Here is a 13,770-nt window from a genome sequence, read left to right on the forward strand (position 1 = left end):
AAAAGGCCCCGTACAGCCGAAAAAAACTTGCTTTTCAGGCAGGTTTCTTAACCTGGTCGGCGAGAGAGGATTACGGCTCTGCGAGCCGCCCTGCGGGCCGTTGCTGAAGCGACGTTGTCTCGCTGCGCTCGGCTCAAACCTCCTTCGAAGGTTCTCATCCTCTTTATGTACAGACGAAAAAAAACCTGCTTTTTCAAGCAGGTTTCTTAAATTGGTCGGCGAGAGAGGATTACGGCTCTGCGAGCCGCCCTGCGGGCCGTTGCTGAAGCAACGTTGTCTCGCTACGCTCGGCTCAAACCTCCTTCGAAGGTTCTCATCCTCTTTATGTACAGACGAAAAAAAACCTGCTTTTTCAAGCAGGTTTCTTAAATTGGTCGGCGAGAGAGGATTCGAACCTCCGACCCACTGGTCCCAAACCAGTTGCGCTACCAAGCTGCGCTACTCGCCGAATACTGCTTTAATGCCACTACTTTTCTTTATTTTTATCGCTTAAAGCGCTCAGGCTTGAAGCAAAAGCCCCGCAACAGCAGGGCTTTCTAAATTGGTCGGCGAGAGAGGATTCGAACCTCCGACCCACTGGTCCCAAACCAGTTGCGCTACCAAGCTGCGCTACTCGCCGAATACTGCTTTACTGCTTAGATTTTGTGGTGCGAAGAGAGGGACTTGAACCCTCACGTCCGTTAAGACACTAACACCTGAAGCTAGCGCGTCTACCAATTCCGCCACCTTCGCATACTACAAAACCTGATACTTAAAAGTCTGGGGTGGCTAATGGGACTCGAACCCACGACAACTGGAATCACAATCCAGGGCTCTACCAACTGAGCTATAGCCACCATACCTGACTTCTTTACTGCTTCTTTCTACTACTAACTAACGCGGTAAATGTTACCACCGCCGCTCATGCGCACAAAAATCATGGTGCGCCCGACAGGATTCGAACCTGAGACCTCTGCCTCCGGAGGGCAGCGCTCTATCCAGCTGAGCTACGGGCGCGTAGCGCCGTTGCGGATGTGCATACTACGGAGGACAGCCCTGACTGTCCAGTGCTTTTTGCACAAAAAAACGCGTTTGATTACGCTTTGTGCATTCCGTCTAAAGTCGCAGCGTTTTTCGCCCTTTTCACCGCGATGAACCGCACAAAACGACCTTCACTGACAGAAAAGACGTGCTGATTAAAGATCGCCGCGCCAGTGATATTTAAGGTATTTCAGCAGTCTGAGCTGGCGCTTGAGGCGGGTAGGCTGTGAAATCAGTCGATACAGCCACTCCAGCCCCATTCGCTGCCATATCTTAGGCGCACGCTTCACCTGTCCGGTAAACACGTCGTAGGTCCCCCCCACTCCCATATACAGCGCATCAGGATAGCTGGCTTTACAGTCCCGCATCAGAATCTCCTGGCGCGGTGACCCCATCGCCACCGTCACCAGTTTAGCCCCACTTTCCCGGATCCGGGTAAACAGCGCTTCACGCTGGTCCGGTGTGAAGAAACCGTCCTGCGATCCGACAATATTCACATTCCACAAACGACGTAGCTTATCCATCGTCTGCGCAAGCACGGCGGGTTGCCCACCGATGAGAAACACCGGAGTGCCCTCGCGCCCGGCACGTTCCATCAGCGCTTCCCACAGGTCGGCACCGGCTATACGTGAAACATTGGCCTGCGGGTACTTTTTACGGATTGAGCGCACAATGCTGATGCCATCGGCGTATTTATACTCGGCGGCATCAATCAGCTGATGAACCGCCGCATCGGCTTCTGCCGTCAGCACCTTCTCCGCGTTAATCGCCACCAGCGTGCCGGTTTTCAGTTCACCCTGCTGATTAAGGTAATCAACGAACTGTGCCATATCACTAAAGCCTGACAGCGATATTCCGCGGATCTGGTAGTGCGGCACATCTACAGAGACAGTCATGGAAATTCCTTTAAAGCAAAACGCATATCAGGCGTTAGGGCTGAATCGACAGCGAACGGGCAGGCGCACGGGCACGTACCAGCCCGGCAGTATCAAGCAGCCAGTAGAGCAACTTCGCCAGCACAACGCAGAACGCAAAAATGATACAGAAGAACACCACGCGGGAGGCAAAAGCATCCAGCCCCTCTCGCGCCAGCACTATCATGTTAAATACCGCACCGAAACAGAAACTTTGCAGGATGGCGGCTTTATAGCGGTTCTGTTCCTGCTGACCTTTTTCATACAGCCAGTCGAACCACTTGATAATTAACCCGACGGCCACTGCCCCAAGGGGAATAAACAGCGCCCCCCCCATCACCACCAGCGAACCGATGAGCGTGGGGGAGATGGCCAACCCGGAATGGTTATCCAGCACATCCCACGTAAAGTAGTTGGCGCTGTTCAGTACGATGGAGGGGCGCCCGTGCCATAACCAGCTGGGAATAAAGACATAAAAATCTCGCCAGATGGGCGCCAGCCCCTGGAAATCAATCTTGTCGTAATTTTGCAGCAGCAGGCCCAGATTCTCCCAGGGCGAAAAGGTATCGCGGGTCAGATACAGGAAGGTATAGAACGCTTCGGAACCACTGACATCCAGGTTGTAACGCTTTAGCGCCAGCCAGAACATGCCGACAATCCCGCCGACACCGGCCAGCACCAGCATCCACAGCGTGATCCAGCCGCGGATAATGCCAATAAACAGAAACAGGGCAAACGCGATAATGATGTTGGCGCGCGTTCCGCCGACAATCATATAGGTCAGCAGGCCAAACGCGACGGTACTGATCAGGAAAAGCAGCCAGCTGCGTTTGTCCTGTTTCAGGAAGTAGATCACCAGCATGGCCGGTATAAAGAAGTAGAAGAAGCGTTTCAGGGCAACGCCAGAGACATCCGCAGAGAAAATCTGGCTGTAGCTGTGCAGCTTAAATAGCAGGAAACCATTGTGCAGGAAGAACACACTGACGGTGCCCAGCGCGACCAGCGCAAGGATACCCCAGGTCAGATGCGCTTCAATACGATTGATGGTAAACACCGGGCGCGGTGGTGGGCGGTGAGGTGCTCTGAGTCGGGTTTTATAGCTGGTATAGTAAATCGCATAAAACCCCCCCGCCGAAAGCAGCGCCTGCAGCAGGTATTCCGGCGGTACCACCTCAACATCAAAGCCAAACACCAGCATGCAGGTAAGCGGAAAACCGAAGAAAAAGGTGAGTAAAAACAGCAACGAGAAAAAGACGTTGAAGTTAAAACGTACGCGCCGAAACTCACGCCAGGTCAGCGTAAGAATAAAACCACAGCAGCACAGGTACACCACCAGCAGCCCGGCGAACTGTAATAGCGTCATGCGTTATCCCCTTCTACCAGACGCAATGCCTGCTGCCAGCCGCTCAGATAGCCTGGCTCAAAAAACGCAACATGTGATTTATCCAGCAGCATCATCTGACGCCGCGCCTCACTGACCGTCGCCGCATCCAGCGGATCGCCGTCAAACAGCACCGGCACCTGCTGTTCTGTCAGGTCCTGCCAGAACGGGTTCTTGCGGTTCAGAACAAAAGGCACATTCGCCTGCATCAGCAGGCAGAGCGTGCCGATACCCTGCTGACGTTCGAAAATAAAGTAGCCAAGGTGGCAGCGGCCAATCAGTTGCAGATAGTCGCTGAAAGCCAGTTTTTCCGTCAGGAGCGACACCACCCCCGGCCTGAACAGGGCCGTCGCCGCCTCCTGCACCTGCTGAATATACGCGTCATTATTAGCCGGATAGCCTAACGGTACGACAACACGCACATTATCACCAAACTGCTGATGGATAGCTTTAAGCGCAGGGATATGGCGGTTGCTGGCATCACCGGAGTTGCCGAGCAGGATGGTGAGCGGGCCCTGCGCCTCATCGCTGACCCGCACATCTTGTGCCAGTCGCGTCGGGAAATAGAGCAGCGATGCCGGGACGTGGGGATGCCGCTGGTGAAAGTGGCTGATGTCTCCCCGGGTGGCAAACACGTGCCCCACCCGCTTCTGCGCCTGACGCCGGAGCAAATAGAACAGGCGGAATTTCAGGCGGCTGGACTCTTCATACAGATCAGCCCCCCAGATATGCCAGTAAAACTGATGGCGTTTAAGTTTACCCGCCAGCAGTGCCAGCCAGAGACGCGGATTAAACTGCCCATGAAAGAAAAAGCGCGTTTCACGCTGCGCCCTGCCGGTCGCTATTACCGCCTGTGCCAGTTCGTTTTTCGTGCAAAACAGCCTGACAGTCAGCATCGGATGCTGGGCAGCCAGTTCGGACTGCCCACTCACCACCCAGAATTCACGTCGGGAAGCTGACGGGATAACGTTATGTAAAACCTGGTTAAAAAAGCCCAGCACCGTCGCATTATGATGCGGAATGTCTGCGCCTAAAAGATGAATTACTCTGGTCATACTCGTCTACGATAAATAATAAAGACACCTGCACAGAGTGCAAAATAAGCGATATAGGTCGCCATATACGCCTGCGCCGCTCCGGCTGCACCATGCAGCGGGATCAGCCAGCGGGAAAATCCGGTCAACAGGACAAACTGGCTCACTTCCGTCAGGATATAGAAACGTAGTGAGGCTTTCGCAATCACCAGGTAACCGAAAACGTAACACCCTACCTTGAGTACGTCACCGATCAACTGCCAGACAAACAGATCGCGCATGGCCGTAAACGCGTGGGAAAACAGCAGCCAGATGGCCACGTCCCGCAACAACCAGACGGTAAAACTGACGCCAGCAACCACCGGCAGGACAAAACGCAGGGCCTTAATGATTTCACGGGAAATATCTGCTTTCTGTTGCAGGCGTGACAGGGTGGGCAGCAGATATACGCTGAACGACGCAGTGATAAACTGCAGATAGGCATCAGAGATACTGCTGACGCCCTGCCACAGTCCGACCTGCTCCCATCCTGCATGTTGCGCCAGCAGATTGCGCATCATCATCCAGGCAACCGGCAGCGTCACCGCGGTGATCAGTGCCATCAGGGTAAACTTCCCCAGCAGGGTAACAAACTCAGGCCGCCATGCAGGTAACAGATAACACACCGGCAGATGATCGCGCCACACCAGCAATACGACGGCGGGCACCACCACCATCGCCGGCACCATCGCCAGCCCGATCAGTGCGCCGCTGTAACCTCCCAGCTTATAGCAAACAAACCACGCAGCCACCCCGGTCAGGCTACCGATGATTAACGACAGTGCATTCCCTGCGGCATCGCGGAAGCCTTTCATGATCGCCAGCGCCAGGTTAGCCCAGGCGATCCCCATTTGCAGGAAGGCGACAAAGCGGATCACCTGCTGGTAGCGATCGTGACCAAACAGCGCGTGGCTAATCGGCGCGGCAAACAGCAGGAAAATCAGCGCCAGCAGCAGAGAAAACCCCAGCACCATGGAAGACGCAGTGCCGGTGACGGCCCGCAGTTGGCCGGGATCCTGCTGATACTGCGCCACATACTTGGTGACGCCGTTAAATATTCCGGCCCCCGCCAGCACGCCCAGTACGGTAATCAGCTGACGGAAATTCCCGGCCTGTCCGACGCCGGCAGGACCGTAGGACACCGCCAGCATTTTTACCACCAGTAAACCGGCGGCAATTTTTACCAGCGTGGAAACCGCTGTCCACACCGACGCTTTTGCCAGTGACATATCAGGAGAAAAAGCTCAGTAAGGAGTTGATCACTGTTTTCTGATTGTTATCAGAGAGGTTATAGAAGAGCGGCAGACGCAGCAGGCGGTCACTTTCAGACTGGGTAAAATGATCTTCACCGTGGAAGCGGCCAAAGCGCTGACCCGCAGGCGAACTGTGCAGCGGAATATAGTGGAACACCGCCATGATCTCGGCCTCTTTCAGCCACGCAATCAGCGCACTGCGATCGTCATGGTCACGCAGCTTCAGATAAAACATATGGGCATTATGCTCACAGTCGGCGGGAAGGCTGGCCAGCCCGATGCGTCCGCGTGCCGCTACCGGCTGCAGGGCATCAGCGTAGTTTTGCCACAGGCGTAAACGCTGTTGATTGATGCGCTCTGCCGCCTCCAGTTGTGCCCAGAGGTACGCCGCCTGTAAATCGGCCATCAGGTAGCTGGAACCGATATCGCGCCAGGTATATTTATCTACCTGCCCCCGGAAGAACTGGCTGCGGTTGGTGCCTTTCTCACGGATGATTTCCGCGCGCTCCACCAGCGTGGCGTCGTTAACCAACGTCGCGCCGCCTTCACCGCCCGCGGTGTAGTTTTTGGTTTCATGGAAGCTGAAACAACCAATGTGTCCGATACTGCCAAGCGCGCGACCTTTGTACGTCGACATCACACCCTGCGCGGCATCTTCCACCACCCACAGCTGATGCTTTTTCGCCAGCGCCATAATGGTATCCATCTCACAGGCCACGCCCGCATAATGTACCGGCACAATCGCTTTGGTCCTGTCGGTGATCGCCGCTTCAATCAGGCGCTCATCAATATTCATGGTGTCCGGACGTACATCGACAAACACAATGGTCGCCCCGCGCAGCACGAAGGCATTGGCGGTCGACACAAAGGTGTAGCTCGGCATAATGACTTCATCGCCGGGCTGAATATCGATCAGAATAGCCGCCATCTCCAGCGAGGCAGTGCAGGATGGGGTCAGCAGGACTTTACGGCTACCGAAACGCTGCTCCATCCACTGCTGGCAGCGACGCGTAAAACCGCCATCGCCGCATAGCTTACCGCTACCCATCGCCGACTGCATATATTCAAGTTCAGTTCCCACCACCGGTGGCGCGTTAAACGGAATCATGGCGTTTCCCTGTATAACCAGTAGGCGGTGCGTTCAATCACGCCACCGCAGCGAAGATAGAGTCGCAACGCCGCAATATTACCCAACTGCGTTGCAACATGAAGCCGTGTCAGTCGGCGTGCGCGGCACCAGTCGTTTGCCGCTGTCATCAGCCGCTGCCCAATACCCAATCCCTGCGCGTCCGGCACGACCGCCAACAGGCCAATGCGTGCCGTACCGTCACCCAGTTCACGCAGCGAGACAAAACCCTGCAGGGTGCCCCGCTCATCTACCGCCAGCAGACACTGATGGTCAAACGTCCCGAGCACGGCATTTTCCACCCACTGAGCGTAAAAACGTCCGCTATCGCCCGGCGCATACCAGGGCGCACGGAAACGGCTCCAGGTAAAGGCCTCTTCTGCCACCCGGCGCAGTGCAGGGATATGCTCCGCGCGCGCAATGCGGATGCCGGTCGGGCGTTCAACCGGGGTGATACCCAGCACACAGTCCGCCTCACCCTCTACCAGACGAAAACCGAGGGCCGTCAGGGCATCCAGCTCTGCGCTCTGCTGGGCCAGCACTTTGACCTGCACCAGCCTGTAGCTGTCGAGCAGAGTGACATCCAGTGCTGTGTCTCCCTGCAATTCAAGCAAGGCGCTATGGCAACCAAAGAAGGCGTTCTCCCACGCCAGGGGGTTAAGCGTCGCCTGCACTATCGCCAGACGCCTTTCGTATCCACAATCCATTGCTGAGTGACGGCGGCCGGCTCGATGGCTTTAAACGCACGATGATCGACCAGCATCACCAGCACGTCGGCCTGCTGTAAAGCCTCTTCCAGTGCTATCAGCGTCACGCTGGCCTGCAATGCAGTCGGAAGCGAGTGCACATTAGGCTCTACCACCAGCGTAGTACCCTGATGCCAGTCGGCAATCATGCGCGTCACCTGGACGGCCGGACTTTCTCGTAAATCATCAATATCAGGTTTAAACGCCAGCCCAAAGCAGGCGATTTTCAGTTCGCTGGCGCGTTTGTTGCTGTCCATCAGGCAATCCGCGACCTGACGCTGCACCTGCTCCAGCACCCAGTGCGGTTTACTGTCGTTCACTTCGCGTGCCGTGCGGATCAACCGCGCCTGTACCGGGTTTTGCGCCACGATAAACCACGGGTCAACCGCGATGCAGTGACCGCCAACGCCGGGCCCTGGCTGCAGGATATTCACACGGGGATGGCGGTTTGCCAGACGAATCAGCTCCCAGACGTTGATCCCCTGGTCAGCCGCAATCAGTGACAACTCGTTGGCGAACGCAATATTGACATCGCGGAAGCTGTTTTCCGTGAGTTTGCACATTTCTGCCGTACGGGCGTTAGTCACCACGCACTCACCTTGCAGAAAGATGTTATAGAGATCGCAGGCACGCTGTGAACAGCGCGCCGTCATGCCGCCAATCACGCGATCGTTTTTAAACAGTTCAACCATAACCTGCCCGGGCAGGACTCGCTCCGGGCAGTACGCGACCTGAATATCCGCCTCTTCCCCTGCCTGATGCGGAAAACTCAGATCCGGGCGGGCAGCCGCCAGCCAGGCCGCCATCTGTTCAGTGGCCCCCACTGGCGACGTTGATTCGAGGATCACCAGGTCCCCTTTTTTCAGCATCGGTGCAATGGATTCAGCAGCCGCCTGGACAAACGTCATATCCGGCTGATGTTCACCTTTAAATGGCGTCGGTACGGCAATCAGCCAGGCATCAGCAACCTCTGGCTGAGTTGCAGCGCGCAACCAGCCACCTTCAACCGCCGTTTTGACGACCCGATCAAGGTCGGGTTCGACAATGTGGATTTCACCACGGTTGATGGTTTCCACCGCGTGGGCATTAATATCAATGCCAATCACCTGCTTCTGGCATGAGGCGAAAGCGGCAGCGGTAGGCAGGCCGATGTAGCCCAGCCCAATCACTGAAATGGTGTTGAAACTCATAAAGTTATCCGGTTATTTTTGAGGGCCTGCACAATACGCTGGCAGGCCAGTCCGTCACCGTAAGGATTATGGGCACGGCTCATGGTGTGCCATGCGTCCTCATCGGTCAGCAGACGGGTGACTTCGTTGACAATTTTCGCCCCATCGGTTCCCACCAGCCTGACGGTGCCTGCGGCAACGGCCTCCGGGCGTTCGGTGGCATCGCGCATCACCAGCACGGGTTTCCCCAGAGAGGGCGCTTCTTCCTGAATACCGCCGCTGTCCGTGAGGATCAGCCAGGCGCGATCCATCAGCCAGACAAACGGCAAATATTCCTGCGGTTCGATCAGAATGACATTGTCGATATCCCGCAGAATGCGGTTCACCGGCTCACTGACGTTAGGATTGAGGTGTACCGGATAGACAATTTGCGTTTCTGGATGCAGGCGCGCAATTTCAGCCAGGGCGTTACAGATGCGCTCGAAACCACCGCCAAAACTTTCGCGACGATGCCCGGTGACAAGGATCAGTTTTTTACTGGCATCAAGGAAAGGATAACGAGCCGCAAGGCTGTTTCTCAGTGTCTCATCGCTGAGGACGCGATCGCGTACCCAGAACAGCGCATCGATCACCGTATTGCCCGTGACGAAAATGCGACCGGCGGGCAGATTTTCACGTAACAGGTTCTGCTCTGAACTGGCTGTTGGGGTGAAATGATAGCTGGCAAGATGGCCTGTCAGCGTCCGGTTAGCTTCCTCCGGCCACGGTGACCAGAGATCGCCGGTGCGTAATCCAGCCTCAACATGTCCGACGGGAATCCGATGGTAGAAAGCCGCAAGGCTGGCAGCCAGTGTGGTAGTGGTGTCACCATGAACCAGCACAACATCCGGAGTGAAATCGGCAAATACCGTTTTCAGCCCTTCCAGAATACGGCTGGTAATTTCGGTGAGCCCCTGCCCTGGCTGCATGATATTAAGATCGTAATCCGGCACGATGGAAAACAGATGCAGCACCTGATCGAGCATTTCCCGATGCTGTGCCGTCACGCAGAGGCGCGACTCGATATCGTCATCCTGCGCCAGCGCGTGCACGAGCGGTGCCATTTTTATCGCTTCAGGGCGCGTGCCAAAAACCGTTAATACTTTCACCGTGACTCTCTTTAATTCGAAAGGGTTAAACCGCGTTTTACCCGGCGGCTTTAACGACGGGAACGGCGCACCAGCGCAGTCCCTGCACCCAGCAGAACGCCGACCGCGCCCCACATAATCATCAATAGCACCCGGCGCGGGCTGTCACGTTTTACCGGTTCTTCCGGGGTACGCAGATATCGCCAGGTCTGGAATGACTTCACCAGGGTGGGGCCCACATTCAGCGTCGTTTGCATGGCACGGTTTTGATCGTATTCCAGATCGTACGTCGGCCCCGTTGCACGCAGCGTTTCCAGCCGTGCCTGCAACATTGGCCTGCCCAGCAGGAAAAGTTCAGAATCGGGAAGCTGTTCAGAAGGTGTCTGGGTTTTCGACTGCTCGAAGCCCTGCTGTTGAGCAATTTTTAGCGCCTGCTCTATGCTGTTGACCTGACGGTCATAGATGGCTTTTGCCACAGCCTCCTGCCGTTTGACCTGCGCTTTTAACTGAATGCTGCGAGCCGCCCAGGCGGCAGTGAGCTCTTCATTGAGATGTGTGGTGGCCCGTGCATTCGCAAAGGCGACGTACTGACGAAGCAGCGTATTGGCATCGGATGACGTTTCGGCAATCAGCTTGACGGTATCATTGAGGTTTTTCGCGCTGTCCGCCGGCTGGAACTGGATATTGGCAATCATTTCATCCAGCAGCGCCGCATCCTCACGAGCATTCCCGGTTTTGCGCTTCTGGTAGTAGCTGGACTGTAACCAGAAATCACGCCGCGTATCCCAGGCAAACAGCTGCATCATAAATTCCTGATACGCTTCATCCATCACCGTTGGGGGAGCGACGGTCAGGCTGCCAGCGCGGATATCCAGATTATTCAAAAACTGCTGCTGAGAGTAGTACCCGGACAGCATATTCACGGTGGGCCGATCGACGATGGCGGTGGTGCTCCACTGTGGCGTCACCAGTAATGAATAGATCCAGGCCAGCAGGGCGAACAGCGCACCTCCGGCGATAATCCACAATTTACCGCGCCATAGCGCGCAGCACAGGCCACGAATATCCAGTTCGTTATCTGCGGCGTCAGGATGGGTCATACATCGGTTTCCTTGTCGTCAGGGCATCTGTCAGTCAGTGGAAGATTTGCTGTCATTATTGTTATTTCGCAGACGGCGTTTAAACCGTTTAATCATACGCGCCACGCGCCATGCACGTTTAATGCAGTAGCCGTAAAGCATAAAAGCCATCAAGAACAGAACCAGCATGGCCCATTCCGGAACAAACGAGAGGTATTCACCCAGCACCCCCACCATGGCGAGCAGGGCCGCCGCCGCCGTGATCAGCACGAAAGCCTGCCGCGAGGTAAAGCCTGCCCGCATGATCAAGTGATGGATATGCTGACGGTCAGCGGAGAAGGGACTCATGCCTTTACTGAGGCGGCGATACATAATCGCGACCATATCCATCAGTGGGATCGCAATCAGCCACAGCGCAGTCACCGGCGTGATCGGATGACTTGGGCCCTGCGTTGCTTCCAGCAAGATCCAGATAATAGTAAAGCCAATGAGCGTACTGCCGGCATCGCCCATGAAGACTTTGTAACGCCGGCCAAACATTCCCAGGTTAAGCAGAATATACGGTACGATCACGGCAATCATGGTGAAGCACCACATGGCGAGGCTGTTCTGCCCGTCAAGCAGCAGGATCACCCCCATTGCCAGGAAGGTCACACAGGATAAGCCGCCCAGCAGCCCATCAATCCCATCCACCATGTTAAAGGCATTAATGGCTGCCCATACGGCAAACAGCGTCAGCACATAGCCGAACGGGCCGACAACCAGCTCCCAGGGGCCAAAAATATAGCCCAGGCTTAACAGATAGAGCTTCGCCTTCATCATCATGACGACGGCGACACCCGCCTGCACCACCGCGCGGAATTTTACGCTGATGTCGTAACGGTCATCGATCGCACCGACCAGCACCAGGCAGCCCGCGCAGCCCAGATACAGCAAAGCATGGGGAATGTAGAAATTCGTTAATGCAAAAGCAAAGCAGCTACCGGCAAAAACAGAGATACCGCCAACCAGCGGAATGACTCCCTGATGGCGTTTGCGATAGTTGGGTTTATCAACCAGACCCACTTTTTTAGCCACTTTGCGTGCAAAGAAAAGAAACACCAACGAAAATATAAAAGTCAGGCCAAGTTCCGTACTCATATTGAGTAAATTCACATTATCCAGCTCTCTGCTATGAATTGCATATTGTCATAAGCAATATTGATGCCAATAACACCTGCATAATTCTGATTTTATTCACCAGGACGGGAAATTTCATGTTCCCTGTCACCTGTCCTGTGCCGTTCTTTAGGTTTGTTCTCCCAGATCAGGATAGCCTATAGGCCAAAAACAAAAAACGCCACGACTATGCGTGGCGTTACCCGAGTTTTGTACTTTTTATTGACTGCAGCGACCTCTTAGCGCAATGAGATCATCGTCTTGTCTGACAACGTGAACCTGTTATGAACGCTTCATCATGTCGAAGAATTCATCATTGGTTTTGGTCATCGCCAGCTTATTAATGAGGAATTCCATTGCGTCAATTTCGCCCATCGGGTGAATGATCTTGCGCAGGATCCACATCTTCTGCAGTTCTTCCGAGGTGGTCAGCAGTTCTTCTTTACGCGTACCAGAACGGTTGTAATCAATAGCAGGGAACACGCGTTTCTCGGCAATTTTACGCGCCAGATGCAGTTCCATGTTACCTGTACCTTTAAACTCTTCGTAGATCACTTCATCCATCTTCGAACCGGTATCAACCAGTGCAGTGGCGATAATGGTCAGGCTTCCGCCCTCTTCCACATTACGCGCAGCACCGAAGAAACGCTTCGGACGATGTAAGGCGTTGGCATCCACACCACCGGTCAGTACCTTGCCAGAAGCAGGAACAACGGTGTTGTAGGCACGCGCCAGGCGAGTGATTGAGTCCAGCAGGATGATCACATCTTTCTTGTGCTCGACCAGGCGCTTGGCCTTTTCGATCACCATCTCAGCAACCTGTACGTGGCGGGAAGCAGGTTCGTCAAAGGTAGAAGCGATAACTTCACCTTTTACCAGACGCTGCATCTCGGTCACTTCTTCCGGACGTTCATCAATCAGCAGAACCATCAGCACACAGTCAGGATGGTTGTAGGCAATACTCTGCGCAATATTCTGCAGCAGCATGGTTTTACCGGCTTTCGGAGGCGCGACAATCAGACCACGCTGGCCACGACCGATCGGCGAAGCCAGATCCAGTACGCGGGCGGTCAAATCTTCGGTAGAACCGTTTCCTCGTTCCATGCGCAGACGGGAGTTGGCATGAAGCGGCGTTAAGTTTTCAAACAGGATTTTGTTACGGGCATTTTCCGGTTTGTCATAGTTAACTTCGTTAACTTTCAGCAGCGCAAAGTAACGTTCACCCTCTTTTGGCGGTCGAATCTTGCCAGAGATGGAGTCACCAGTGCGGAGGTTAAAGCGGCGGATTTGGCTGGGGGAAACGTAGATATCATCGGGACCGGCGAGGTAGGAACTGTCTCCAGAGCGGAGGAAACCAAATCCATCCTGCAATATCTCGAGAACGCCGTCGCCGAAGATGTCTTCGCCACTTTTCGCGTGTTGCTTAAGGATGGCGAAGATAATGTCCTGTTTGCGCAAGCGCGCCAGGTTTTCCAGCCCCATATTTTCGCCGAGAGTTATCAGCTCAGAAACCGGCGTATTTTTTAATTCGGTAAGATTCATAATGGTGGGTTCTTAAACTCGGGGTATAACTTGAACTGTTTGTCGTGAATGGTATGGCGAAAGATCCATGCCTGTTTAATTGGTTCTTGGTTCCGAAGTCCACTCGATGATCACGTGCAGGATAACGCAAATCTGGGACGAGGAGACGGTAAGGACAAGAAACCGGAAATCAGTTGATACTA

11 protein-coding genes, 5 tRNA genes and 2 other RNA genes are annotated in these 13,770 nt (G+C 54.7%); all 18 read right to left on the reverse strand.

Annotated elements, in window-relative coordinates; genetic code table 11:
- Nucleotides 1–53: 53 nt before the first annotated feature.
- Nucleotides 54–179, reverse strand: a non-coding RNA gene (locus K6L24_RS20415) — RtT sRNA.
- A 33-nt stretch (nucleotides 180–212) separates the two neighbouring features.
- A non-coding RNA gene (locus K6L24_RS20420) (RtT sRNA) lies at nucleotides 213–338 on the reverse strand.
- Nucleotides 339–371: 33 nt separating this feature from the next.
- Nucleotides 372–448: transfer RNA gene (locus K6L24_RS20425), tRNA-Pro, on the reverse strand.
- A 94-nt stretch (nucleotides 449–542) separates the two neighbouring features.
- Nucleotides 543–619: transfer RNA gene (locus K6L24_RS20430), tRNA-Pro, on the reverse strand.
- Between the two features lie 26 nt (nucleotides 620–645).
- Nucleotides 646–732 (reverse strand) — tRNA-Leu (locus K6L24_RS20435).
- A gap of 28 nt (nucleotides 733–760) precedes the next feature.
- Nucleotides 761–836 (reverse strand) — tRNA-His (locus K6L24_RS20440).
- Between the two features lie 83 nt (nucleotides 837–919).
- Nucleotides 920–996: transfer RNA gene (locus tag K6L24_RS20445), tRNA-Arg, on the reverse strand.
- A gap of 179 nt (nucleotides 997–1,175) precedes the next feature.
- The gene (gene wecG / locus K6L24_RS20450; protein ID WP_062749065.1) at nucleotides 1,176–1,916 is read right to left on the reverse strand and encodes a lipopolysaccharide N-acetylmannosaminouronosyltransferase; all 741 of its coding nucleotides are present in this window, start codon (nucleotides 1,914–1,916) and stop codon (nucleotides 1,176–1,178) included.
- 34 nt (nucleotides 1,917–1,950) lie between these two features.
- The gene (wzyE, locus tag K6L24_RS20455; protein WP_062749067.1) at nucleotides 1,951–3,297 is read right to left on the reverse strand and encodes an ECA oligosaccharide polymerase; all 1,347 of its coding nucleotides are present in this window, start codon (nucleotides 3,295–3,297) and stop codon (nucleotides 1,951–1,953) included.
- Nucleotides 3,294–4,370, reverse strand: a complete 1,077-nt coding sequence (gene wecF / locus K6L24_RS20460) for a TDP-N-acetylfucosamine:lipid II N-acetylfucosaminyltransferase (RefSeq protein WP_137270075.1) — start codon at nucleotides 4,368–4,370, stop codon at nucleotides 3,294–3,296. The genes wzyE and wecF overlap by 4 nt, the downstream gene beginning before the upstream one ends.
- On the reverse strand, nucleotides 4,367–5,617 hold the full coding sequence (gene wzxE / locus K6L24_RS20465; RefSeq protein ID WP_118665018.1) for a lipid III flippase WzxE: 1,251 nt from the start codon (nucleotides 5,615–5,617) through the stop codon (nucleotides 4,367–4,369). The genes wecF and wzxE overlap by 4 nt, the downstream gene beginning before the upstream one ends.
- Nucleotide 5,618: 1 nt before the next feature.
- Complete coding sequence (rffA, locus tag K6L24_RS20470; RefSeq protein ID WP_062749075.1) at nucleotides 5,619–6,749, reverse strand: dTDP-4-amino-4,6-dideoxygalactose transaminase; 1,131 nt, start codon at nucleotides 6,747–6,749, stop codon at nucleotides 5,619–5,621.
- Complete coding sequence (gene rffC / locus K6L24_RS20475; protein ID WP_240043890.1) at nucleotides 6,746–7,441, reverse strand: dTDP-4-amino-4,6-dideoxy-D-galactose acyltransferase; 696 nt, start codon at nucleotides 7,439–7,441, stop codon at nucleotides 6,746–6,748. Before rffC ends, rffA begins: the two co-directional genes overlap by 4 nt.
- A complete protein-coding gene (gene wecC / locus K6L24_RS20480) occupies nucleotides 7,441–8,703 on the reverse strand; it encodes a UDP-N-acetyl-D-mannosamine dehydrogenase (RefSeq protein ID WP_222681791.1) in 1,263 nt (420 codons plus the stop codon). Before wecC ends, rffC begins: the two co-directional genes overlap by 1 nt.
- Entirely contained in the window at nucleotides 8,700–9,830 is a 1,131-nt protein-coding gene (gene wecB / locus K6L24_RS20485) for a non-hydrolyzing UDP-N-acetylglucosamine 2-epimerase (protein ID WP_062749081.1), read from the reverse strand. Before wecB ends, wecC begins: the two co-directional genes overlap by 4 nt.
- Before the next feature lie 50 nt (nucleotides 9,831–9,880).
- Nucleotides 9,881–10,909, reverse strand: coding sequence for an ECA polysaccharide chain length modulation protein (gene wzzE / locus K6L24_RS20490; protein WP_062749083.1), 1,029 nt, complete (start codon nucleotides 10,907–10,909; stop codon nucleotides 9,881–9,883).
- A gap of 30 nt (nucleotides 10,910–10,939) precedes the next feature.
- Complete coding sequence (wecA, locus tag K6L24_RS20495) at nucleotides 10,940–12,043, reverse strand: UDP-N-acetylglucosamine--undecaprenyl-phosphate N-acetylglucosaminephosphotransferase (RefSeq protein WP_222681792.1); 1,104 nt, start codon at nucleotides 12,041–12,043, stop codon at nucleotides 10,940–10,942.
- Between the two features lie 285 nt (nucleotides 12,044–12,328).
- Nucleotides 12,329–13,588, reverse strand: a complete 1,260-nt coding sequence (rho, locus tag K6L24_RS20500; RefSeq protein WP_062749087.1) for a transcription termination factor Rho — start codon at nucleotides 13,586–13,588, stop codon at nucleotides 12,329–12,331.
- Nucleotides 13,589–13,770: the final 182 nt, after the last annotated feature.

This window comes from Erwinia persicina (assembly GCF_019844095.1).
In the GTDB taxonomy this organism is placed as follows: Bacteria; Pseudomonadota; Gammaproteobacteria; order Enterobacterales; family Enterobacteriaceae; genus Erwinia; species Erwinia persicina.

Coding starts and splice junctions, on each gene's coding strand:
- wzzE (WP_062749083.1), bottom strand. CDS start 10,909: ATGACCCATCCTGACGCCGCAGATAACGAACTGGATATTCGTGGCCTG.
- wzyE (WP_062749067.1), bottom strand. CDS start 3,297: ATGACGCTATTACAGTTCGCCGGGCTGCTGGTGGTGTACCTGTGCTGC.
- wecG (WP_062749065.1), bottom strand. CDS start 1,916: ATGACTGTCTCTGTAGATGTGCCGCACTACCAGATCCGCGGAATATCG.
- rffA (WP_062749075.1), bottom strand. CDS start 6,749: ATGATTCCGTTTAACGCGCCACCGGTGGTGGGAACTGAACTTGAATAT.
- wecC (WP_222681791.1), bottom strand. CDS start 8,703: ATGAGTTTCAACACCATTTCAGTGATTGGGCTGGGCTACATCGGCCTG.
- wzxE (WP_118665018.1), bottom strand. CDS start 5,617: ATGTCACTGGCAAAAGCGTCGGTGTGGACAGCGGTTTCCACGCTGGTA.
- wecF (WP_137270075.1), bottom strand. CDS start 4,370: ATGACCAGAGTAATTCATCTTTTAGGCGCAGACATTCCGCATCATAAT.
- rho (WP_062749087.1), bottom strand. CDS start 13,588: ATGAATCTTACCGAATTAAAAAATACGCCGGTTTCTGAGCTGATAACT.